Source organism: Pseudomonas sp. SDT291_1_S447, from assembly GCF_054070155.1.
In genome coordinates this window covers 25623-45731 of sequence record NZ_JBSVXS010000040.1, presented here as the reverse complement: position 1 = coordinate 45731, position 20109 = coordinate 25623, and the positions used below count along the sequence as shown (strand labels likewise).

The following is a 20109-nucleotide window of genomic DNA, read 5'->3' as shown; positions in this document are numbered from 1 at the left end:
CGTCGACATCAATGCCGAACGTCAGACCGCTATCGCGAGCAGGATCACTCCTACAAGGTTCGGTGGTGGTTTTGGAGGATTTGTCTGTAGTTGAAGGCGCTGCTTTTTGCAGGGTTTTTCATCAATGAAAGTAGGGAAAATCTGATTTTCCCGTCACCCATTCATCACCCGTTGCCCCTCATGCAGAATCGCCCGCCCTCACACTGCAGAGAGACATCGGATGTTCGCGTCTGCCAATCAACCGCGTTTCACGTTGACCCTCGAAGGCGCCCAACATGACCTCAAAGTCCTTGAGTTCACGGGCAAGGAAGCCATCAGCCAACCCTTTCGTTTCGAGCTGGAACTGGTCAGTGAACGACCGGATCTGGATCTCGAAAGCCTGCTGCACTGTCAGGCGTTTCTGAGTTTTGATGCGGGCGGTGCCGGTATTCACGGTCAGATTTATCAGGTCGGGCAGGGCGATTCGGGGAAACGTCTGACGCGCTATCACTTAAGCCTCGTGCCACGTCTGACGTATCTGGGACACCGCATCAATCAGCGGATTTTCCAGCGTCAGAGCGTGCCGCAAATTGTTGCGCAGGTGCTTAAGGATCACGCGATCCTTCGGGATGCTTTCGAGTTTCGGTTAGGCAGCGAATACCCGGTTCGTGAGTATTGCGTGCAGTACGCTGAAAGCGACTTGGCGTTCATTCAGCGGCTATGTGCCGAGGTCGGCATTCATTATCACTTTCGGCACAGTCCCGAAGGACACCTTTTGCTGTTCGGCGATGACCAGACCGTGTTCCCGCGTCTGGCCGAGCCGACGGTTTATTTGCCGGGCAGCGGCATGTCCGCAGGCACCCCGGCAGTCCAGCGATTCAATGTGCGCGTGGAAACCCGCACCAGCGTGGTCACTCGGCGCGACTACAACTTCGAAAAGCCCCGTCTGCACCTGCAAAGTCGTGTCGACGGCGAGCAGCGCCCAGTGCTGGAGGACTATCACTTCCCTGGCCAATTCAACGATCGTGAAACCGGCAAGCACCTGGCCCAGCGGGCACTTGAGCGACATGTCGCCGATTACCGTCAGGCCGAAGGCATCAGCGACGAATCTGCACTGGTTTGCGGACATTTCCTGCAACTGAGCGAGCATCCGCGCCACGACTGGAATGACCTGTGGCTGCTGACTGCCGTCGAACACCATGGCCGCCAGCCACAAGTGCTGGAGGAATCGGTGACCAGCGATGGGGACGCTTTCCAGGGTTACCGTAATAGCTTTCTCGCCACGCCGTGGGACGTGTTTTTCCGCCCGGCGCTGGGGCCGGAAAAACCACGCATGCCCGGTTACCAACCGGCGGTTGTGACCGGGCCGAAAGACACCGAAATCCACTGCGACGAGTACGGTCGGGTCAAAGTGCAACTGGCTTGGGACCGCGACGGTGAATTGAACGAGCATTCCAGTTGTTGGTTGCGCGTTGCCAGCGGTTGGGCCCATGACCGTTACGGCAGCGTGTTGATCCCGCGAGTCGGCATGGAAGTGCTGGTCGGCTTCATCGATGCCGACGCCGACAAACCTTTGGTCGTGGGCTGCCTGCCCAACGCCGCGACACCGATCCCGCTGGATCTGCCCGCGGACAAGACCCGCAGCGTTTTCCGCAGCCAGAGCAGCCCCGGCGGTGGCGGCTACAACGAACTGCGCATCGAGGATCGCAAAGGCGCCGAGGAAATCTACCTGCGCGCCCAGCGCAACTGGACGCAGCATGTGTTGAATGATCAACAGGTGCAGGTCGACAACCAGCGCAGCATTATCGTCACCGGCACCGCCCGCCATGAGTTGAAGGCTGATGAGCAGCGCATCACTCATGGTCGGCGGCAGACCGAAGTGAGGCAGGACGACCATCTGAGCGTGAGCGGCGACCGGCATATTCGCGTGAGCAATCAGGCGATCAGCGCCAGTGGGCAATTCCACGTCAGCGCCGGTCAGCAAGTGGTCATCGATGGCGGCGCGAGTGCGACGATTCAGGCCGGCGGGCAATGGATCAACATCGGCCCCGGCGGCATTTTCAGCAGCGTGCCGGTTGTTGTAGGTGGTGCGCCGATGGCGGCGATGAGTGCCGCGCCGGTTGTACCGGGATTGCCGGAGAAACTCGCCGCCGCGCCGGCTGCCATGCTCACCGCTGCACAAATCATGAGCTTCAAGGGTGATGCGCCATTCTGCGAAGAGTGTGAGCGTTGCAAGGACGGTCTCTGTGCAGCCTGATTTTCTTCTGCCTGCCGATTGGTTGGCGCGGGAGCCGTTGAAAGTTTCCGAGCAGTTGTTCGCGGTATTCAGCAATGCCAGCGAGGCGAAGCCGCTCAAGGGCTGGCCAGACATGGCGAGTCCGATCTGGGCCGAGACGATCTATGCCGAGTGGGATGCGGTGATGCCTTACGTGGGAATTGTCGCCGCCGACAGTGAGTTTCTGCATTGGGTGGCCACCACCGAGTCGCGGGATTGGGGTTGGCTGGCGGTGTCTTCGGCGAGCCTTGAAGAGGTGGTGGCGCACTTTTGCAGCCTCACCCAAGTGCTGATGCCGGGTGGCAAAACGGTGTTTTTTCGTTTTTGGGACGGGCGCTTTCTGTTGCCGATTCTTCAGGCCGATGAGGTCGATGCGGCGCAGCTGTTCCCGCTGATCGGGCGTTGTTTGATCAATGGGCAGGCGCTGGAAATTAGCGGCAGGGCGCAGGTTTCGGGAAGGGTATTTCCGTGGTGGCAGGTACCGGAGTCGGTGCTGGCGCAGCAGGGCAATGACGTTCGAACAGCCAATGCGTTGCAGTGGTTGAGCGAGGAATATCCGGCAGTCTTCGAGGCCTTTCCCGTGGCGGTTTTGCGTTGCAAGGTGAGGCGGTTTTTTCAGGTTTCAATGTCGGAAGATTCGTCGCAATCGGCGTTGCTGGCGTTTTTGCTGGCAGAGTCGGAGTGAGTTTTCGGGGCGAAGGTCTCGGACGATTCCTTCGAGTCGCGGCGGTTTTCATGAACTGGTGGGCGATGGGTTGCAGGGATAGTCTTAAAAGGTCACCGCAGATGCGGCGACAGGGTGTAGGAGCCTTGAGACTAGAAGAGTGCATAAACGTCGTTGCCTGGTTTGCGGCAGTCTACGTGCGTCCGTAAGATCATTTGCGGCGGTTATGTGCGGGCACGCTTCGGCGTGGCCGAGTTCTCTGGTCTCGGTACTCCTACCCCGCGCATGGCTGCCACCCAAACCCGTAGGAGGGCGATGGTGGAAGCTCATTTCACTACCAGAGGTTCAAAAATGAAAACGCTAACACCCGATCCACCCTACGAAAAAATCATCCCCCATCCCGACAACCGCTTCATGGCACTTACCGGCAATTGCAGCGACATGCCGACCCTGTTCATCGACACCCACGTGCCCCTCGACATCCTTATGGACGCCGCCAACCATCGCCTGCGCGCCGTGATCCAGGTGCTGGAAAACATGTGCATGCGCGGCTCGGTCGAATGCGACTCCGTCATCCTCAGCGACTTCGCCCTGCTCTGCGTGATCCCCTTGCGCGACGGCTGTGATGTGCTTGATGTCATCGGCAGGCGCCTGCGCGAGATGCCTTCCTGATGCTTAAAAGCAACATCAAAAGATGTCAATCATCAACGATGTAAGCATCCTGAGTCCGGATAAAACGGTCGAACGCTTCTGAGTTGTACACCTGTACGCAACCATGGAATATCATTTTTTTGTCCGAGTATTCTCTGTTGGCAGAGATCTGGTCAGACGCCGCAAACATATAGTTTCTGGTTTCTTTATAGGGATCGTGTAAAACCTTGTGCGTGTCTTCATTTTCCATGACGGTGTGCATGCCTTTGCCAAAATGCGAGTAGGCGCCGGCGGACATTTCGATGTCATGCTCCAGCTCAGACTTTTGATTGAATGGCTTGAGAATGCACTCGCTCAATCCATAGTTCTTCAGCGTTTGTCTGGCTTGATCGATGTGGTTTTCGTCGGCAAGTGCTAGATATGGGCTTAGCACGACGAGTAGGAAAATGAACGGGTATCGCATGAGTTTTTGACTTCCTGTCTCTGATTTTTCGCAAGTGTAACTGCGTAAAAGCAAAAACCCTCACCCTAACCCTCTCCCAGAGGGAGAGGGGACTGATCGAGTTGTCTGGGTGAGGTACGCCGACCTGCGACTTCAGCGGCGCACTTTGCTTCGCCAGGCTTGAGTTCGCGCTGATCTTTCAGGTCGACATAAGCCGCAAGATCACCACCGTCAGTCCCCTCTCCCTCCGGGAGAGGGCTAGGGTGAGGGAAAGGCTTTTGTCCGCTCGGCTGCGAACCCCTGACTTGCCGCGCGGTAAAAGGTAAACTTTGCGCCCTTCGCAGGAGCAGCCATGAATTATCGTCACGCCTTCCATGCCGGCAATCACGCCGATGTGTTCAAACACCTGACCTTGACCCGCCTCATCGCCCTGATGTCGCGCAAGGAGCAGCCGTTTGCCTATCTCGACACGCACGCCGGCATCGGTCTGTATGACTTGCAGGGCGATCAGGCCAACCGTACCGGTGAGTACCTGGAAGGCATCGCGCGCTTGTGGGAGCAGCCGGATCTGCCGGCGCTGACCGCCGACTACATGAAGGTGCTGCACGAGATGAACCCGGACGGCCAGTTGCGCTATTACCCGGGTTCGCCGGAGCTGGCGCGGCGCCTGACGCGCCCGCAGGATCGGGTGATGCTCAACGAGAAGCACCCTGAAGACGGCGTGTTGCTCAAGGACAACATGGCCGGTGATCGTCGGGTCAAAGTTCATCTCGGCGAGGGCTGGCACGTTGCACGAGCGATGTTGCCGGTGCAGGAAAAGCGCGCGGTGATGCTGATTGATCCGCCGTTCGAGCAGCTCGACGAGATGCAGCGTTGCGCAGCGTCGTTGAAAGAGGCGATTGGCCGCATGCGCCAAACCGTCGCGGCGATCTGGTATCCGGTGAAGGATCAGCGTGCGTTGCGGCGTTTCTATCAGGATCTGGCCGGCACCGGTGCGCCGAAGTTGCTGCGCGTGGAACTGCTGGTGCACCCGCTGGATACGCCGAACAGTCTGAACGGCTCGGGCATGGCGATTGCCAATCCGCCGTGGGGGCTGGAAGAGGAATTGCGTGAGCTGCTGCCGTGGTTGTCGAAGAAGCTTGGGCAGACCCAGGGTGGCTGGCAGATGGATTGGTTGATTGCCGAGAGCTGATCAACGGCAAGATCAAAAGATCGCAGCCTGCGGCAGCTCCTACACGGTTCGGCATCGTCCACCAATGTGCGGACGATCACTGATCTCCTGTAGGAGCTGCCGCAGGCTGCGATCTTTTGCTTTCAGGATTTAATTGCCTGCCAGACTCGCTGGCATGCACACGCCGGTGCCGCCAATCCCGCAATAACCCTCAGGGTTCTTCGCCAGATACTGCTGGTGATACGTCTCGGCGAAGTACACGGTCGGCGCCTGTTCGATCTCGGTGCTGATCTCGCCCAGACCCGCCTTCGACAGTTCAGCCTGATAGGTCGCCTTGCTCTTCAGCGCTGCATCCAGATGCTCAGGCGAAGTCGCGTAGATCACCGAGCGGTACTGCGTGCCGATGTCGTTGCCTTGGCGCATGCCCTGTGTCGGGTTGTGCAGTTCCCAGAACATCGCCAGCAGCTCTTCGTAGCTGACTTTAGCCTTGTCATACACCACCAGCACCACTTCCGCGTGGCCGGTCAGGCCCGAGCAGACTTCTTCGTAAGTCGGGTTCGGCGTGAAACCGCCGGCATAACCGACGACCGTGCTGACCACGCCTTCGCGCTGCCAGAAGCGGCGCTCGGCGCCCCAGAAGCAGCCCAGACCGAAGATCGCAAAGTCGACGTCCTGGAAAAACGGGCCAAGCAGCGGGGTTTCTTCGAAGACGAAGTGCTTTTCAGGCAGGGTCATCGCGGTTTCGCGGCCGGGCAGAGCTTGTTCTTTAGTCGGGAGCACGTTTTTGTTCACCAGAATTTCCGAGCGCAGAACCATGATCGTTCCTCTCAGTCAGGATGGGATGTAAAAAGTCAGACCGCCAGTGTGCCGAATGATGTCCGATTTCGCACTATTCAAATGTGGGAGCGAGCTTGCTGGCGAAAGCGTTGTAGCATTCAACGTTTGAAGTGACTGACCCACCGTTTTCGCGAGCAAGCTCGCTCCCACAGGGGGAATTCATCCATAGGGGGAGTTTGCGGTGTTTTTAGAGGCAGAGCGGGCCGCGTGGGTAGCGTTTGAGGGCCTGGATCAGTTCAGCGCCTGGAATCGGCCGGTCGAACAGGTAACCCTGGCCGACGTCGCAACGATGACGACGCAGGAACGCCAGTTGCTCGGCGGTCTCGATACCTTCGGCCACAACCTTGAGTTTCAGGTTGTGTGCCATGGCGATCACCGCAGAGGTGATTTCCATGTCGTCCTGGTTGTCGGGGATTTCGTGGATGAAGCTGCGATCGATCTTGATGATGTCGATCGGGAATTTCTTCAAATAACTCAGCGACGAGTAACCGGTGCCGAAGTCATCCATGGCCAGGGTCAGGCCCAGACGCTTGAGCTGATCGAGCTGCAAGTGCGTGTCTTCGGTGGCTTCCAGCAGCAGGCCTTCGGTCAGTTCCAGTTCGAGCAGATTGGCCGGCAGCGCTTCTTCCTTGAGGATGTTGGCGATGGACGCGACCAGATCCGGATCGGAGAACTGTTTCGGCGACAGGTTGATCGCCACTTGCAGATTGCCCATGCCCGCAGCAGTCAGCGCTTTGCTCATGCGGCAGGCCTGACGCGCAATCCACTTGCCGATCGGAATGATCAGGCCGGTTTCTTCGGCGACGCTGATGAACTGGTCCGGGCGGATCATGCCGCGCTCCGGATGGTTCCAGCGCAACAGCGCTTCCATGCCCAGCAGACGACCGCTGCGCAGGCACAGCTTGGGCTGGTAGAACACGTCCAGCTCGTTCTGGGTCAGGGCGCGGCGCAGGTTGTTCTCGACGAAGAGTTTGTAACTGGCCTCGGCATTCAGCGCTTCGGTGAAGACTTGTACCTGATGTTTGCCGTTGGCCTTGGCCTTGTGCAGCGCCAGACCGGCGTTGCGCATCAGCGTTTGCGGGTCGCGACCGTGCAGCGGCGCGCACGCCAGGCCGACCGAGCCGGTAACGCTGATCAACTGGTTGTCGACGAACATCGGCTTGTCGAGCGTCGCCAGCAATTGGTTGGCGATCTTCTGACCGGTCGCGAGGTCGGTGTCGTCGAGCAGCACGGCAAACTCGTTACTGGCGAACCGCGCGAGGCTGCCACTTGGGCTCAGGCTGTTGCGCAGACGCCGGGCCAGACTGATCAGCAGCTTGTCGCCGGTCTGGTGACCGAGGCTGTCGTTGATCCGCTTGAAATTGTCGATGTCGACCAGCAACAGGCTGATCGGCGTGTCGCTGTCGCGGGCGAAGCGTTCGTCCAGATTGCGGATAAACGCCGGCCGGTTGCCGAGGTTGGTCAGGTTGTCGGTGTAGGCCAGACGCTCGATGCGCTGTTGCGCCAGTTTGGTCTGGGTGATGTCTTCGTAGATGCCGATGTAGTGCGTCAGCTCACGGTTATCGCCATAGACCTTGGAGATCGACAACTGGCCCCAGTACGGTTCGAGGTTTTTCCGGCGACTCTTGAATTCGCCCTGCCAGCTGTTGCTCTTGGCCAGCGCCGAAGGCGCGTCGAACAACAGTTCACTGAGGTTTTCCAGCGCCGGCAGCTCGGACAGACGCTGGCCGTGGACTTCTTCGGTGGTGTACTGGGTGATCGCGGTGAAACTCGGGTTGACGTACTCGACCACACCGTCGCAATTGACCAGCAAAAAGGCGTTGGCGCTTTGCTCTACCGCACGCTGGAACAGGTGCAGGGCGCTGGTGGCGGTGCGGCGGTTGTGGTTGTTGATAACTTGTGCGAACTGATCGGCCAACTCGCCGGCAAAAGCGATTTCATCGGACTGCCAGGCGCGGGTGACGCCGGTCTGTTCCAGACACAGCACGCCGACCACTTGGCCATCGACGCGAATACTCGCATCGAGCATGGCGTTGACGTCGCGCGGGCGCAGGGCTTCGGCCATTTCCCGGGTGCGCGGATCGCGCATCGCATTGTGTGCGTCGATGGCGCGGCTGCTGTGCAGGGCTTCCATGTAGTCAGGGAAACTGCTGATGTCGATCACGTCCGGGAGGATGTATTCCTGGGTCGCGCGGTGGTACGCGGAGATCGGCACCAGTTGCTGGCCTTCGAGATTCCACAGGCTGGCGCAGTCGATTTCATAGATATCACAGGCGCAGCGGGTGATCAGTTCGGCGGCTTCCTGCAGCGAGTTGTGCGTGCTGTAGCGCTGACGGGCGAGCAGCAGAATCAAGTCCTGCTGGGCGCGCACCCGTTCCAGGTGCTGCAACTGTTCCTGCTGGGCGCGTTGATTGAGTTCAAGGGCGATTTGCAGGCGTGAATTCTGCGTTTCGAGGTCGACGGAGGGCGGCAGCGGTACTTCATCGAAAACGTGATCGACCGCCAGCAGATAGCCGCGCAGCAGATGACGGTTGTGTTGTTTGTAGGCTTCGCCCAGTTCCAGGATGTTCAGTGCACCGGCAGCCGTGTGCAGGGTGTAACGCACCAGATAATGCGGGCTGACGGTCAACTGTTGCTGGATCGCGTCGTGCAGTTGATAGCGCGCTTCGGGTTCCATCAGGCTGGCGTAGGGTGAGCCGACCAGCGCGCAGAGTTCGACGGCCGGCTGGCCGAACTGGCGTTCGCAGTTGGGATCAAGAAACAGCATGGCCCAACTGGCTTCATTCAAGCGCTCGAAACGCAGCATGCCGAGCCGCGAGGGCACAGGCAACTGCGTCACTACCTCGGCCGCCATACGGCTGGCGGCATCGGGTTGGCTCTTCATGAAGGGAACTCGCTTGGAAATATGCTGAACGCGCCGGGCTCTCGCCCTCTTTACTGTTGCCTGCGGCAAGGTTGCATCATTGCGGCACCGACTGACAAGAGACATGAAGGCCAAGTGCTATAAGAATATGTCGGCTGCGCTGAACATTTCTCCAGCGTGCGGCAGAAAGTAATGCTGTTGAATGGAAAAAACGCCGTTCCAGAGCGCTTTGTGCCCCGAAACGACGCCCCTTCAACCGGTTATTCAACGCAAGGGAATGACGATCGATTGCAGCTGTTTGCCATCGCGATCGTGGTAATTGACCTGAATCTGCCCGGCGTCGACCACCATGTGAGCGAAATTGTCTTCGCTGACCACGGTGCTGGTCAGTTCATGCCGGTAATCGCCCGCCGCCGTGCGCACCAGCGGCTGATCCAGAATGAACGTGGACGCCTTGGCGTAAGGCAGCAGTTTGCTGTTGCACAGCGGTGAGGACACCACCGTATGGACTTCAAAGTCGGGGTCTTCGCTGTGAGTCAAGCGAGCGGTCAGCGAGCCATGCACGTCCCCGGAGATGAACACGACATTCTTGATCCGTCGGGTGCGGATGGTTTCCAGCAGACGCAGACGCTGCTCGGGAAAGACTTTCCAGGCGTCATCGCCGTGGAGTTTGCGATCGGGGTAGAACATCACGCTGGTGACCACGAACTTGACCCGCGCGGTGCTGTTGCTCAGCCATTTGAGCAAGGCTTGTTCCTGTGCCTCGTCGAGGATCCGTCGATCCTCGGCGGACAAGTTGCGACGGGTGCGACTGTCGGTGACAAACCATTCGATATCGCCATCGCTGAATTGATACCAGTAATGCTCGAGTGTTGCGTGATCTATATCTCCGTTAGTTGTCAGTGGATGTACCGGGCTGTGACTGGCCTGATACAGCTCATAAGCAGCCATGGCGTTACGATATAAATCACCGTCGGACTTGCTGGCATTGGCCGGCCAGTTATCTTCGATTTCATGATCGTCAAGAATCATGTAAGTCGAAGTGCCGGACATCAAGCGTTGAATGTTCGGTTGGGAAAATGCGGCACGGTATTTATTAAGGATGTCTTTGTATTCGCGATCCGGTGCGATCAGATTCAAATCATCCACATAAATTTGATCGCCGGTCATCAATACCGCGCTGATCGGTGGCTGTATGCCTTCGATCAGCTGATTGATGGATGCAAAGATCCGGTCGCCCAGTTGCGGCAGGGAGGCGATGCCCGCCGTCATGCGCAGGTAGCGGCAAGAGCCGACGATATAGGCTCTGGGTTGCAGGGTTTTGCTGGAGCGGGTGCGCATGCGGTAGATTTCCCGCGGCCATTGCAACGGCAATTCGGCAACGCTGTCCGGGGTATGCACCGGATTCATCGGGCTGAACCAGCCGGCCTGAAATTCATATTCTGTGTCGGCACTCAAGTTGTTGAGGGCGAACACATGTGACAGGTCGCGTAATTCGCTCAGATGCGCGAAGTTACCGTTGGACCATTGTTGTGTGCCGCAAGCGCGATAACGTACTCCGGCAAATACTCTTGAACTGTTCTGCCGGTCGCCACGCATGAAGATGCGTGCATGATGAGTTGTAACGTGGCCGATAATCGGGCCGATAGTTGGTTTTAACATGTCGAATCCATTCGAATTAACTTGAATTAACAGGGTTCTACTAAGTTTTATTAGTTGAATTGGCTGTGCCTAGGTTAGTTGCGTATCGAATAAAAAAGATCAGTGTCAAGCCGACCAGAGTTGTGGCCGATATCAGCGCAACGTGTGGGAAAAGAAGAGAAGGGTGTTTTCTTCAGGCAAAAAAAAGCCCCGCCAAACTGACGGGGTTGAGGTACGAGCGTGTGGCGCTCGAAAGGGTGCAGCAATCGGCCCTCCGTTGCCGGAGGGCCGATCGAGTTACAGCAGGATCGTGCGGATGTCCGCCAGCAGGCTGCCCAGACGCTGGGTGAAGCGTGCGGCAGCGGCGCCGTTGATCACACGGTGATCGTAGGACAGCGACAGCGGCAGCATCAGTTTCGGCTGGAAGGCTTTGCCGTCCCAGACTGGCTGGATGGTTGCCTTGGAAACACCGAGGATCGCCACTTCCGGCGCGTTGACGATCGGCGTGAAGCCGGTGCCGCCAATGTGGCCGAGGCTGGAAATGGTGAAGCAGGCGCCCTGCATGTCGTCAGCGGTGAGCTTCTTGTCGCGGGCTTTGGCGGCCAGCGCAGCGGCTTCGGCTGCCAGTTGCAGCAGGCTCTTCTGGTCGACGTTCTTGATGACCGGTACCAGCAGGCCATCCGGGGTGTCGACGGCGAAGCCGATGTTTACGTATTTCTTGCGGATGATCGCCTTGCCGCTTGGCGCCAGCGAACTGTTGAAGTCCGGCAGCTCCTTGAGCATGTGCGCGCACGACTTGAGCAGCAGCGGCAGGATGGTCAGCTTGACGCCAGCCTTCTCTGCAACGGCTTTCTGCGCCACGCGGAACGCTTCCAGCTCGGTGATGTCAGCCGAATCGAACTGAGTCACGTGCGGGATGTTCAGCCAGCTGCGGTGCAGGCTCGACGCGCCGATCTGCATCAGGCGAGTCATCGGCACTTCTTCGATTTCACCGAAACGGCTGAAATCGACGACCGGAATCGGCGGGATGCCCGCGCCACCGGTTGCGCCAGCAGCAGCGGCCGGTGCTTCCTTGGCCTTCTGCATCATCGCTTTGACGTAAACCTGCACGTCTTCTTTCAAGATACGACCGTGCGGGCCGCTGGCGCCGACAGCGTTCAGCTCGACGCCGAACTCACGGGCCAGTTGACGCACAGCTGGGCCGGCGTGAACTTTCGCGCCGGGCTTGGCCGGTGCGGCGGCTGGAGCGGCAGCAGGTGCAGGTGCTGCGGCAGCCGGAGCAGCAGCGGCAGGAGCACTTGGTGCAGCAGCGGCAGCTGGCGCCGGGGCAGCAGCAGGGGCTGCGCCTTTGACTTTCAGCTTCAGAATCAGGTCGCCGGTACCGACTTCGTCATCCAGCTTGATGGAAACGCTTTCCACCACGCCAGCGGCAGGCGATGGAATTTCCATGCTCGCCTTGTCGGATTCCAGGGTGATCAGCGACTGGTCGGCTTCGACGGTGTCGCCAGCCTTGACCAACACTTCGATGATCTTGGCTTTGCCGGCCGAACCGATGTCCGGAACGTGGATGTCCTGAACGCTGTCGGCAACCGGTGCTGCTGGCGCGGCTGCCGGAGCAGGCGCAGCGGCAGCAGCCGGTGCAGCAGCCTGGGCTGGAGCGGCAGCCGCAGGGGCCGCAGCACCCGCCACTTCCAGATCCAGAATCAGGTCGCCAGTGCCGACTTCGTCGTTGAGCTTGACGCTGATGGCTTTAACCACGCCAGCGGCAGGCGACGGGATTTCCATGCTCGCCTTGTCGGATTCCAGGGTGATCAACGATTGATCAGCTTCGACGGTATCGCCGACCTTGACCTGAATCTCGATGATCTGCGCCTTGCCCGACGAACCGATGTCCGGCACGTGCACTTGCTGAACCGAAGCGGCAGCAGGGGCGGCGGCTGGTGCAGCGGCAGCAGGAGCGGCCGCCGGTTTGGCTTCAGCTTTTGCAGCCGGCGCAGCGGCAGGAGCAGGGGCCGCTTCAGCGGCGCCCTCGACTTCCAGCTCAAGCAGTTCGTCGCCTTCTTTCAGACGGTCGCCCAGCTTCACTTTCAGGCTCTTGATGACGCCGGCTTTCGGGGCCGGCACTTCCATGCTGGCCTTGTCCGATTCCAGGGTCAGGATGCTCTGGTCGGCTTCGATACGGTCGCCGACCTTCACAAACAGTTCAATTACTTCACCTTCACCGCTGCCGATGTCAGGTACGCGAATGAGTTCGCTCACAAAATGTCTCCTCAGCAGTCCAGTGGGTTGCGTTTTTCCGGGTCGATGCCGAACTTGACGATGGCCTCAGCCACCACCTTAGGTTCGATATCACCACGGTCAGCCAGTGCTTCCAGGGCTGCCAACACCACGAAATGACGGTCAACTTCGAAGAAATGACGCAGTTTCTTGCGGCTGTCGCTGCGGCCGAAACCGTCGGTGCCGAGGACTTTGAATTCCTTGGACGGTACCCACTGACGGATCTGCTCGGCGAACAGTTTCATGTAGTCGGTAGAGGCGATGACCGGACCTTTACGGCCGTTCAGGCACTCTTCGACGTAGCTCAGCTTAGGCTTCTGGCCCGGCTTCAGACGGTTGCTGCGCTCGACAGCGAGGCCGTCGCGACGCAGTTCGTTGAAGCTGGTAACGCTCCATACGTCGGCGCCAACGTTGAACTCTTCACGCAGGATCTTCGCCGCTTCACGGACTTCACGCAGAATGGTGCCGGAGCCCATCAGCTGTACGTGGTGCGCCGCATCGCGGGTGTCTTCTTCGAGCAGGTACATGCCTTTCTTGATGCCTTCTTCGGCACCGGCCGGCATGGCTGGCTGCTGGTACGACTCGTTCATCACGGTGATGTAGTAGAAGATGTCCTGTTGCTCTTCGGTCATCTTCTTCATGCCGTCCTGAATGATCACCGCCAGCTCGTAGCCGTAGGTTGGATCGTAGGTGCGGCAGTTCGGGATGGTCGCGGCCAGCAGGTGGCTGTGACCGTCTTCGTGTTGCAGACCTTCACCGTTCAGGGTGGTCCGGCCAGCGGTGCCGCCGATCAGGAAGCCACGGGTACGGCTGTCGCCAGCGGCCCAGGCCAGGTCGCCAATACGCTGGAAGCCGAACATCGAGTAGAAGATGTAGAACGGCAGCATCGGCTGGTTGTGGCTGGAGTACGAAGTACCGGCAGCGATGAACGAGCTCATGGCGCCTGCTTCGTTGATGCCTTCTTCAAGGATCTGACCTTTCTGGTCTTCCTTGTAGAACATCACCTGGTCTTTATCGACTGGCTCGTAGAGCTGGCCGACGGACGAGTAGATGCCGAGCTGACGGAACATGCCTTCCATACCGAAGGTACGGGCTTCGTCCGGGATGATCGGAACGATGCGCGGGCCGATTTCCTTGTCCTTGACCAGTTGCGCGAGGATTCGCACGAAAGCCATGGTGGTGGAAATCTCACGGTCGCCGGAACCGTCAAGGATGGCCTTGAGGGTGTCCAGGTCCGGAGTCGGCACGCTGAAGCTTTGTGCGCGGCGCTGAGGCACGAAACCGCCCAGTGCAGTGCGACGCTCGCTGAGGTAGCGGGCTTCGGCGCTGTTTGGCTCTGGCTTGAAGAACGGCAGGTTCTCCAGCTCTTCGTCCTTGACCGGGATGTCGAAACGATCGCGGAACAACTTCAGGCTGTCGACGTCGACTTTCTTGGTGTTGTGCGCAGTGTTTTTCGCTTCGCCGGCACCGGTGCCATAACCCTTGATGGTCTTGGCCAGGATAACGGTAGGTTGTTCTTTGTGGTTGACCGCTTCGTGGTAAGCCGCATAGACCTTGTACGGGTCGTGGCCGCCACGGTTGAGTTTCCAGATCTCGTCGTCGGACAGATCAGCAACCATCGCCTTGAGTTCAGGCGTGTTGAAGAAGTGCTCGCGAACGAACGCGCCGTCTTTGGCTTTGTAGTTCTGGTACTCGCCGTCGATGACTTCGTCCATACGACGCTGCAGGATACCGTCGACGTCTTTGGCCAGCAGTGGGTCCCAGAAACGGCCCCAAATGACTTTGGTCACGTTCCACTGAGCACCGCGGAACACGCCTTCGAGTTCCTGGATGATCTTGCCGTTGCCGCGAACCGGGCCGTCGAGGCGCTGCAGGTTGCAGTTGATGACGAAGATCAGGTTGTCCAGCTTCTCGCGGCCGGCCAGGGAGATCGCGCCCAGGGATTCCGGCTCGTCGCACTCGCCGTCGCCCAGGAAGCACCAGACTTTCTGTTTGCCCGGCTGGATGAAGCCACGGTGTTCCAGGTACTTCATGAAGCGTGCCTGGTAGATCGCCTGGATCGGACCCAGACCCATGGATACGGTCGGGAACTGCCAGAAGTCAGGCATCAGCCAAGGGTGCGGGTAGGACGACAGGCCCTGACCGTCGACTTCCTGGCGGAAGTTGTTCATCTGGTCTTCGGTGATGCGGCCTTCCATGAACGCACGGGCGTAAACGCCTGGCGAGGTGTGGCCCTGGAAGTAGATCAGGTCGCCGCCGTGTTCGTCGGTCGGGGCCTGGAAGAAGTAGTTGAAGCCGATGTCATACAGGGTCGCACTGGAAGCGAAGCTGGAGATGTGACCACCCAGGTCAGAATCTTTCAGGTTCGTACGCATTACCATGGCCATCGCGTTCCAGCGTACCAGCGAGCGAATGCGGCGTTCCATGAACAGGTCGCCAGGCATGCGTGCTTCGTGGGTTACCGGGATGGTGTTGCGGTAAGGCGTGGTGATGGCGTAAGGGAGCTGCGAGCCGCTGCGGGTCGCGAGTTCGCCCATACGGGTCATCAGATAGTGAGCACGGTCTTCGCCTTCTTTGTCGAGAACCGATTCCAGGGCGTCCAGCCATTCCTGGGTTTCGACGGGATCGAGGTCTTGCATGGCTTGCTCCAGGGCGGAAAGGCTTCCAGAATCGGTTGCCTGAGTTTGCGACTGGCCTTGTGGGCAGACGATTTAAAATTCTTGGATTGCCGATAGGTTGTTCCGGCGGCGTGTAGTTTTACTACAAATCTTCCGGCATTTCAGCCTTTCGAATGTATAGACGAGTAGTAAAACTACAGAAGAATGGCTTGTGGCCTCCGGCTGCGTTGTGAGAATAATCGTTAAGGTTGGTCTTTTGCCATCCGAAAAAGGTGAAACTTTGATGTTCGCTGCCAAAGAGAAAGAAATTTCAGCTATTTCTAACTTTTGTTCGACAGTCCTCCGGGTAGCGGGTTTTCACCAATCACTACAAGCGGCCATTTACACGCCGATCAAGGATAGACCATGACCCTGCCCGTGCTTGCCGAACTGCCTGCCATTCTCCTGCCGTTGGTCACTCGATCCGAGCAGTCGTTCCGTACGGCCGTCGCCGCGCTGGAAGACGATCACGGCTTGGCGAACTGGACGCCAGAGCGCTGGGCGCAGTTTGCCCGCGTCACCGCCGCCAGCGAGTTTGTCATTGAACAGAGCGTTCGTGACCCTTTGATGTTGCTCACGCTGGTGCAGTCCGGCGAACTCGACCGGGTCTTCGCGCCGGGTGAATTGTGTGCGCAGATTGCTGCGGCAGTGAACGCCGCGCAAACCGAAGATGAACTCGGCCGCGCCTTGCGCCGCCAGCGCGCTCGCCATCAAGTGCGGATCATCTGGCGCGATCTCACCCGTCAGGCCGATCTGGTGCAGACCTGCCGCGATCTCTCGGATATGGCCGACGCGACTATCGACCAGGCTTATCAATGGTTGTACAGCCGCCATTGCGAACAATTCGGTACGCCGACCGGCCGCCGCAGCGGTGAGCCGCAGCAAATGGTCATCCTCGGCATGGGTAAGCTCGGCGCCGTCGAGCTGAACCTGTCTTCAGATATCGATCTGATCTTCGCCTACCCCGAAGGCGGCGAGACCGTCGGTGTGAAACGCGCGCTGGATAATCAGGAGTTTTTCATTCGTCTCGGCCAGCGCCTGATCAAGGCGCTGGACCCGATGACCGTCGACGGTTTCGTCTTCCGCGTCGACATGCGCCTGCGCCCGTATGGTTCCTCCGGCGCGCTGGTGCTTAGCTTCAATGCGCTGGAGCAGTATTACCAGGATCAGGGCCGCGACTGGGAACGCTACGCGATGATCAAGGCGCGGGTGGTGGCCGGCGATCAGGTTGCGGGCGCGCAGTTGCTCGACATGTTGCGACCGTTCGTTTATCGGCGTTATCTGGATTTCTCGGCGATCGAAGCGCTGCGCACCATGAAGCAGTTGATCCAGCAGGAAGTGCGGCGCAAGGGCATGGCCGAGAATATCAAGCTGGGCTCCGGTGGCATCCGTGAGGTCGAGTTCATCGCTCAGGCCTTTCAGTTGATCCACGGTGGCCGCGATCTGAGCCTGCAGCAGCGTCCTCTATTAAAGGTGTTGAGCACGCTGGAGGGGCAGGGCTACCTGCCGCCGGCGGTGATCAGCGAGTTGCGCGAGGGCTACGAATTTCTGCGTTACACCGAACACGCGATTCAGGCGATCGCCGACCGTCAGACCCAGATGCTGCCGGATGGTACGCAGGATCAGGCGCGTATTGCCTTTATGCTCGGTTTTGCCGACTGGGACGCCTTTCACGAGAAGCTGATGTTCTGGCGTGGCCGTGTGGCCTGGCACTTCGCCCAGGTGATTGCCGATCCCGACGAGGATGAAGGCGCCGAAAGTGAAGTGGTGGTCGGCGGTGAATGGCTGCCGCTGTGGGAAGAGGCGCAGGACGAAGAAGCGGCGTGCCGTCAGTTGCAGGAGGGCGGTTTTGCCGATGCGAGCAAAGCCCTGAAAGCACTGGCCGGTTTGCGCGGCAGCCCGCAATTGCGTGCGATGCAGCGTCTGGGGCGTGAGCGTCTCGATGCCTTTATTCCGCGTCTGCTTGCCCAGGCGGTGGAGCACAACAATCCCGATCTGGTGCTCGAGCGGGTACTGCCGCTGGTTGAAGCGGTCGCCCGGCGTTCGGCGTATCTGGTCTTGCTGACGGAAAATCCCGGCGCCCTGCGCCGCTTGCTGACGCTGTGCGCGGCGAGCCCGTGGATTGCCGAACAGATCACGCGCTTCCCGCTGCTGCTGGATGAATTGCTTAACGAAGGTCGTTTGTTCAAGCCGCCATTGGCGCCGGAATTGGCCGCCGAGTTGCGCGAGCGGCTGACGCGGATTCCCGAAGACGATCTCGAACAACAAATGGAAGCCCTGCGCCATTTCAAACTGGCGCACCGCTTGCGTGTCGCCGCCTCGGAAATCGCCGGCAGCCTGCCGTTGATGAAAGTCAGCGATTACCTGACCTGGCTGGCCGAGGCGATTCTCGAGCAAGTGCTGGCCCTGGCCTGGCGCCAGACCGTGGCCAAGTACGGCACGCCGCTGCGCACCGACGGCACGTTGTGTGATCCCGGCTTCATCATTGTTGGTTACGGAAAAGTCGGCGGTCTCGAACTGGGACATGGTTCGGACCTGGATCTGGTGTTTATCCACGACGGCGATCCGCAGGCGGAAACCGATGGGCCGAAGTCGATTGATGGCGCGCAGTTCTTCACGCGGCTCGGGCAACGGATCATTCACCTGCTGACGGCGCAGACCAACTCCGGTCAGCTCTACGAAGTGGATATGCGCTTGCGGCCATCGGGTGCTTCGGGGTTGCTGGTCAGCTCGCTGGGGGCGTTTGCCCGCTATCAGGAAAATGAAGCCTGGACGTGGGAGCATCAGGCTTTGGTGCGGGCGCGAGTGCTGGTTGGCAGTCAAGATGTCGGTCAGGCGTTCGAGAAGGTGCGCGCACAGGTCTTGGGTAAACCGCGCGATCTGGCGAAGCTGCAACAGGAAGTCAGCGAGATGCGCGCAAAGATGCGCGACAACCTCGGCACCAAGAGCACCGCAGCCGGGACGGCAGCAAATGCCTTCGACGCCACGGCGCCGTTCGACCTCAAGCAGGACGCCGGTGGTATCGTCGATATTGAATTTATGGTGCAATACGCGGCTCTGGCGTGGTCGCAAAGCCACCCGCCACTGCTGCGCTGGACCGATAACATCCGCATTCTGGAAGAGCTGGAGCACGAAGGGCTGATGCCTGCCGAAGATGCCAGTCTGCTGCGTGAGGCCTATAAAGCCTACCGCTCCGCCGCCCACCGGCAGGCCTTGCAGAAGGACGCCGGGGTGATATCGGGCGACCAGTTTGCCGAAGAACGGCGGCAGGTTTTGCGGATATGGCGTGAGTTGGGGCTAAGCTGAGTCGCAGATGTGTGAATGAATGCAAAACCCTGTAGGAGTGAGCCTGCTCGCGATAGCGGAGTATCAGACGACAACAATGTTGAATGTAACGACCCCATCGCGAGCAGGCGAAGGCCTACAGTGGATCTGCGGTGTATGCAGATTCAAGGCAAGACGAACAAACCATGTGGGAGCGAGCCTGCTCGCGATAGCGGAGTGACAGTCGACAGTTATGTTGAAGGTAATGACCCATCGCAAGCAGCGCCGCTCCCACAGTGATTCTCGAGGCGGGGAGGCGTAAATGCCTCCCCGGTTCGTTTTTGGAAACCACATGAATATTTTGATCGTTGGGCCCAGTTGGGTCGGTGACATGGTGATGGCGCAGACACTGTTTCAGTGTCTCAAGCAGCGCCACCCGCAATGCGAAATCGACGTGCTGGCCCCCGAGTGGAGCCGGCCGATCCTTGAGCGCATGCCTGAAGTGCGCAAGGCCTTGAGCTTCCCGCTCGGCCACGGCGCGTTGGAACTGGCGACGCGTCGGCGCATCGGCAAATCCCTGCGCGGTCAGTACGACCAGGCGATCCTGCTGCCCAACTCGCTGAAGTCGGCGCTGGTGCCGTTTTTCGCTGGCATCCCGAAACGCACCGGCTGGCGCGGCGAATTCCGCTACGGCTTGCTCAATGATGTGCGCACTCTCGACAAAGAACGCTATCCGCTGATGATCGAGCGCTTCATGGCGTTGGCCTTTGAAGCGAACGCCGAACTGCCGAAGCCGTATCCGCACCCGAGCCTGCAAATTGACCCGGTGACCCGCGAAGCGGCGCTGGCCAAGTTCGGCCTGAGCCTTGATCGGCCGGTATTGGCCCTGTGCCCCGGCGCCGAATTCGGCGAGTCCAAACGCTGGCCGTCCGAGCATTACGCCAAAGTCGCCGAAGCACGTATTCGCGAAGGCTGGCAGGTGTGGCTGTTCGGTTCGAAAAACGATCACTCGGTCGGCGAAGACATCCGCGCGCGGTTGATCCCGGGCCTGCGTGAAGAATCGGTCAACCTCAGCGGCGGCACCTCGCTGGCCGAAGCCATCGACCTGCTGTCCTGCGCCGATGCGGTGGTCTCCAACGATTCCGGCCTGATGCATGTTGCCGCTGCGCTGAACCGCCCATTGGTGGCGGTCTACGGCTCGACTTCGCCGGGCTTTACCCCGCCGCTGGCTGAACACGTCGAAGTGGTCCGTCTGGGCCTCGATTGCAGCCCGTGCTTCGACCGTACCTGCCGTTTCGGCCATTACAACTGCCTGCGCCAGCTGATGCCGGACGCGGTCAACGATGCCTTGCAGAAATTGCAGGGTTCTGTGGTCGAGGTTCATTAAG

General features: G+C 59.4%; 12 protein-coding genes. 6 read left to right on the top strand and 6 right to left on the bottom strand.

Annotated elements, in window-relative coordinates:
- Positions 1 to 220: 220 nt before the first annotated feature.
- From ACW9IR_RS15095 to ACW9IR_RS15085, 3 genes are all read left to right on the top strand, one after another.
- A complete protein-coding gene (locus ACW9IR_RS15095; protein ID WP_457463946.1) occupies positions 221 to 2236 on the top strand; it encodes a type VI secretion system Vgr family protein in 2016 nt (671 codons plus the stop codon).
- Positions 2226 to 2939 carry a DUF4123 domain-containing protein gene (locus tag ACW9IR_RS15090; protein WP_457463944.1) on the top strand — a complete coding sequence of 238 codons (714 nt, stop codon included), beginning with the start codon at positions 2226 to 2228 and terminating at the stop codon, positions 2937 to 2939. Before ACW9IR_RS15095 ends, ACW9IR_RS15090 begins: the two co-directional genes overlap by 11 nt.
- A gap of 330 nt (positions 2940 to 3269) precedes the next feature.
- Complete coding sequence (locus tag ACW9IR_RS15085) at positions 3270 to 3590, top strand: hypothetical protein (protein ID WP_102899485.1); 321 nt, start codon at positions 3270 to 3272, stop codon at positions 3588 to 3590.
- 25 nt (positions 3591 to 3615) lie between these two features.
- Here ACW9IR_RS15085 and ACW9IR_RS15080 read toward each other — a convergent pair whose 3' ends face one another.
- Positions 3616 to 4032, bottom strand: a complete 417-nt coding sequence (locus ACW9IR_RS15080; RefSeq protein WP_095125326.1) for a hypothetical protein — start codon at positions 4030 to 4032, stop codon at positions 3616 to 3618.
- A 331-nt stretch (positions 4033 to 4363) separates the two neighbouring features.
- Here ACW9IR_RS15080 and ACW9IR_RS15075 point away from each other — a divergent pair, with 331 nt between their 5' ends.
- Positions 4364 to 5203 carry a 23S rRNA (adenine(2030)-N(6))-methyltransferase RlmJ gene (locus tag ACW9IR_RS15075; RefSeq protein WP_064117137.1) on the top strand — a complete coding sequence of 280 codons (840 nt, stop codon included), beginning with the start codon at positions 4364 to 4366 and terminating at the stop codon, positions 5201 to 5203.
- A gap of 129 nt (positions 5204 to 5332) precedes the next feature.
- Here the strand turns inward: ACW9IR_RS15075 and msrA are convergent, their stop codons facing one another.
- From msrA to aceE, 5 genes are all read right to left on the bottom strand, one after another.
- Positions 5333 to 5998, bottom strand: a complete 666-nt coding sequence (msrA, locus tag ACW9IR_RS15070) for a peptide-methionine (S)-S-oxide reductase MsrA (RefSeq protein WP_016985652.1) — start codon at positions 5996 to 5998, stop codon at positions 5333 to 5335.
- A 208-nt stretch (positions 5999 to 6206) separates the two neighbouring features.
- Positions 6207 to 8903 (bottom strand): putative bifunctional diguanylate cyclase/phosphodiesterase, encoded by a 2697-nt coding sequence (locus ACW9IR_RS15065; protein ID WP_457463940.1) that lies wholly within the window; start codon positions 8901 to 8903, stop codon positions 6207 to 6209.
- Between the two features lie 243 nt (positions 8904 to 9146).
- The gene (locus tag ACW9IR_RS15060; RefSeq protein WP_457463938.1) at positions 9147 to 10544 is read right to left on the bottom strand and encodes an alkaline phosphatase D family protein; all 1398 of its coding nucleotides are present in this window, start codon (positions 10542 to 10544) and stop codon (positions 9147 to 9149) included.
- Positions 10545 to 10820: 276 nt separating this feature from the next.
- Positions 10821 to 12782 (bottom strand): dihydrolipoyllysine-residue acetyltransferase, encoded by a 1962-nt coding sequence (aceF, locus tag ACW9IR_RS15055; RefSeq protein ID WP_457463936.1) that lies wholly within the window; start codon positions 12780 to 12782, stop codon positions 10821 to 10823.
- Between the two features lie 11 nt (positions 12783 to 12793).
- The gene (aceE, locus tag ACW9IR_RS15050; protein ID WP_007915682.1) at positions 12794 to 15439 is read right to left on the bottom strand and encodes a pyruvate dehydrogenase (acetyl-transferring), homodimeric type; all 2646 of its coding nucleotides are present in this window, start codon (positions 15437 to 15439) and stop codon (positions 12794 to 12796) included.
- Between the two features lie 384 nt (positions 15440 to 15823).
- On the opposite strand from aceE, the gene glnE reads away from it, so the two are divergent.
- A complete protein-coding gene (gene glnE, locus ACW9IR_RS15045; RefSeq protein ID WP_457463933.1) occupies positions 15824 to 18763 on the top strand; it encodes a bifunctional [glutamate--ammonia ligase]-adenylyl-L-tyrosine phosphorylase/[glutamate--ammonia-ligase] adenylyltransferase in 2940 nt (979 codons plus the stop codon).
- Between the two features lie 310 nt (positions 18764 to 19073).
- Positions 19074 to 20108: a lipopolysaccharide heptosyltransferase II gene (gene waaF / locus ACW9IR_RS15040; RefSeq protein ID WP_457463931.1), complete on the top strand. Its 1035-nt coding sequence runs from the start codon at positions 19074 to 19076 to the stop codon at positions 20106 to 20108.
- The last annotated feature ends 1 nt before the right edge of the window (position 20109 follow it).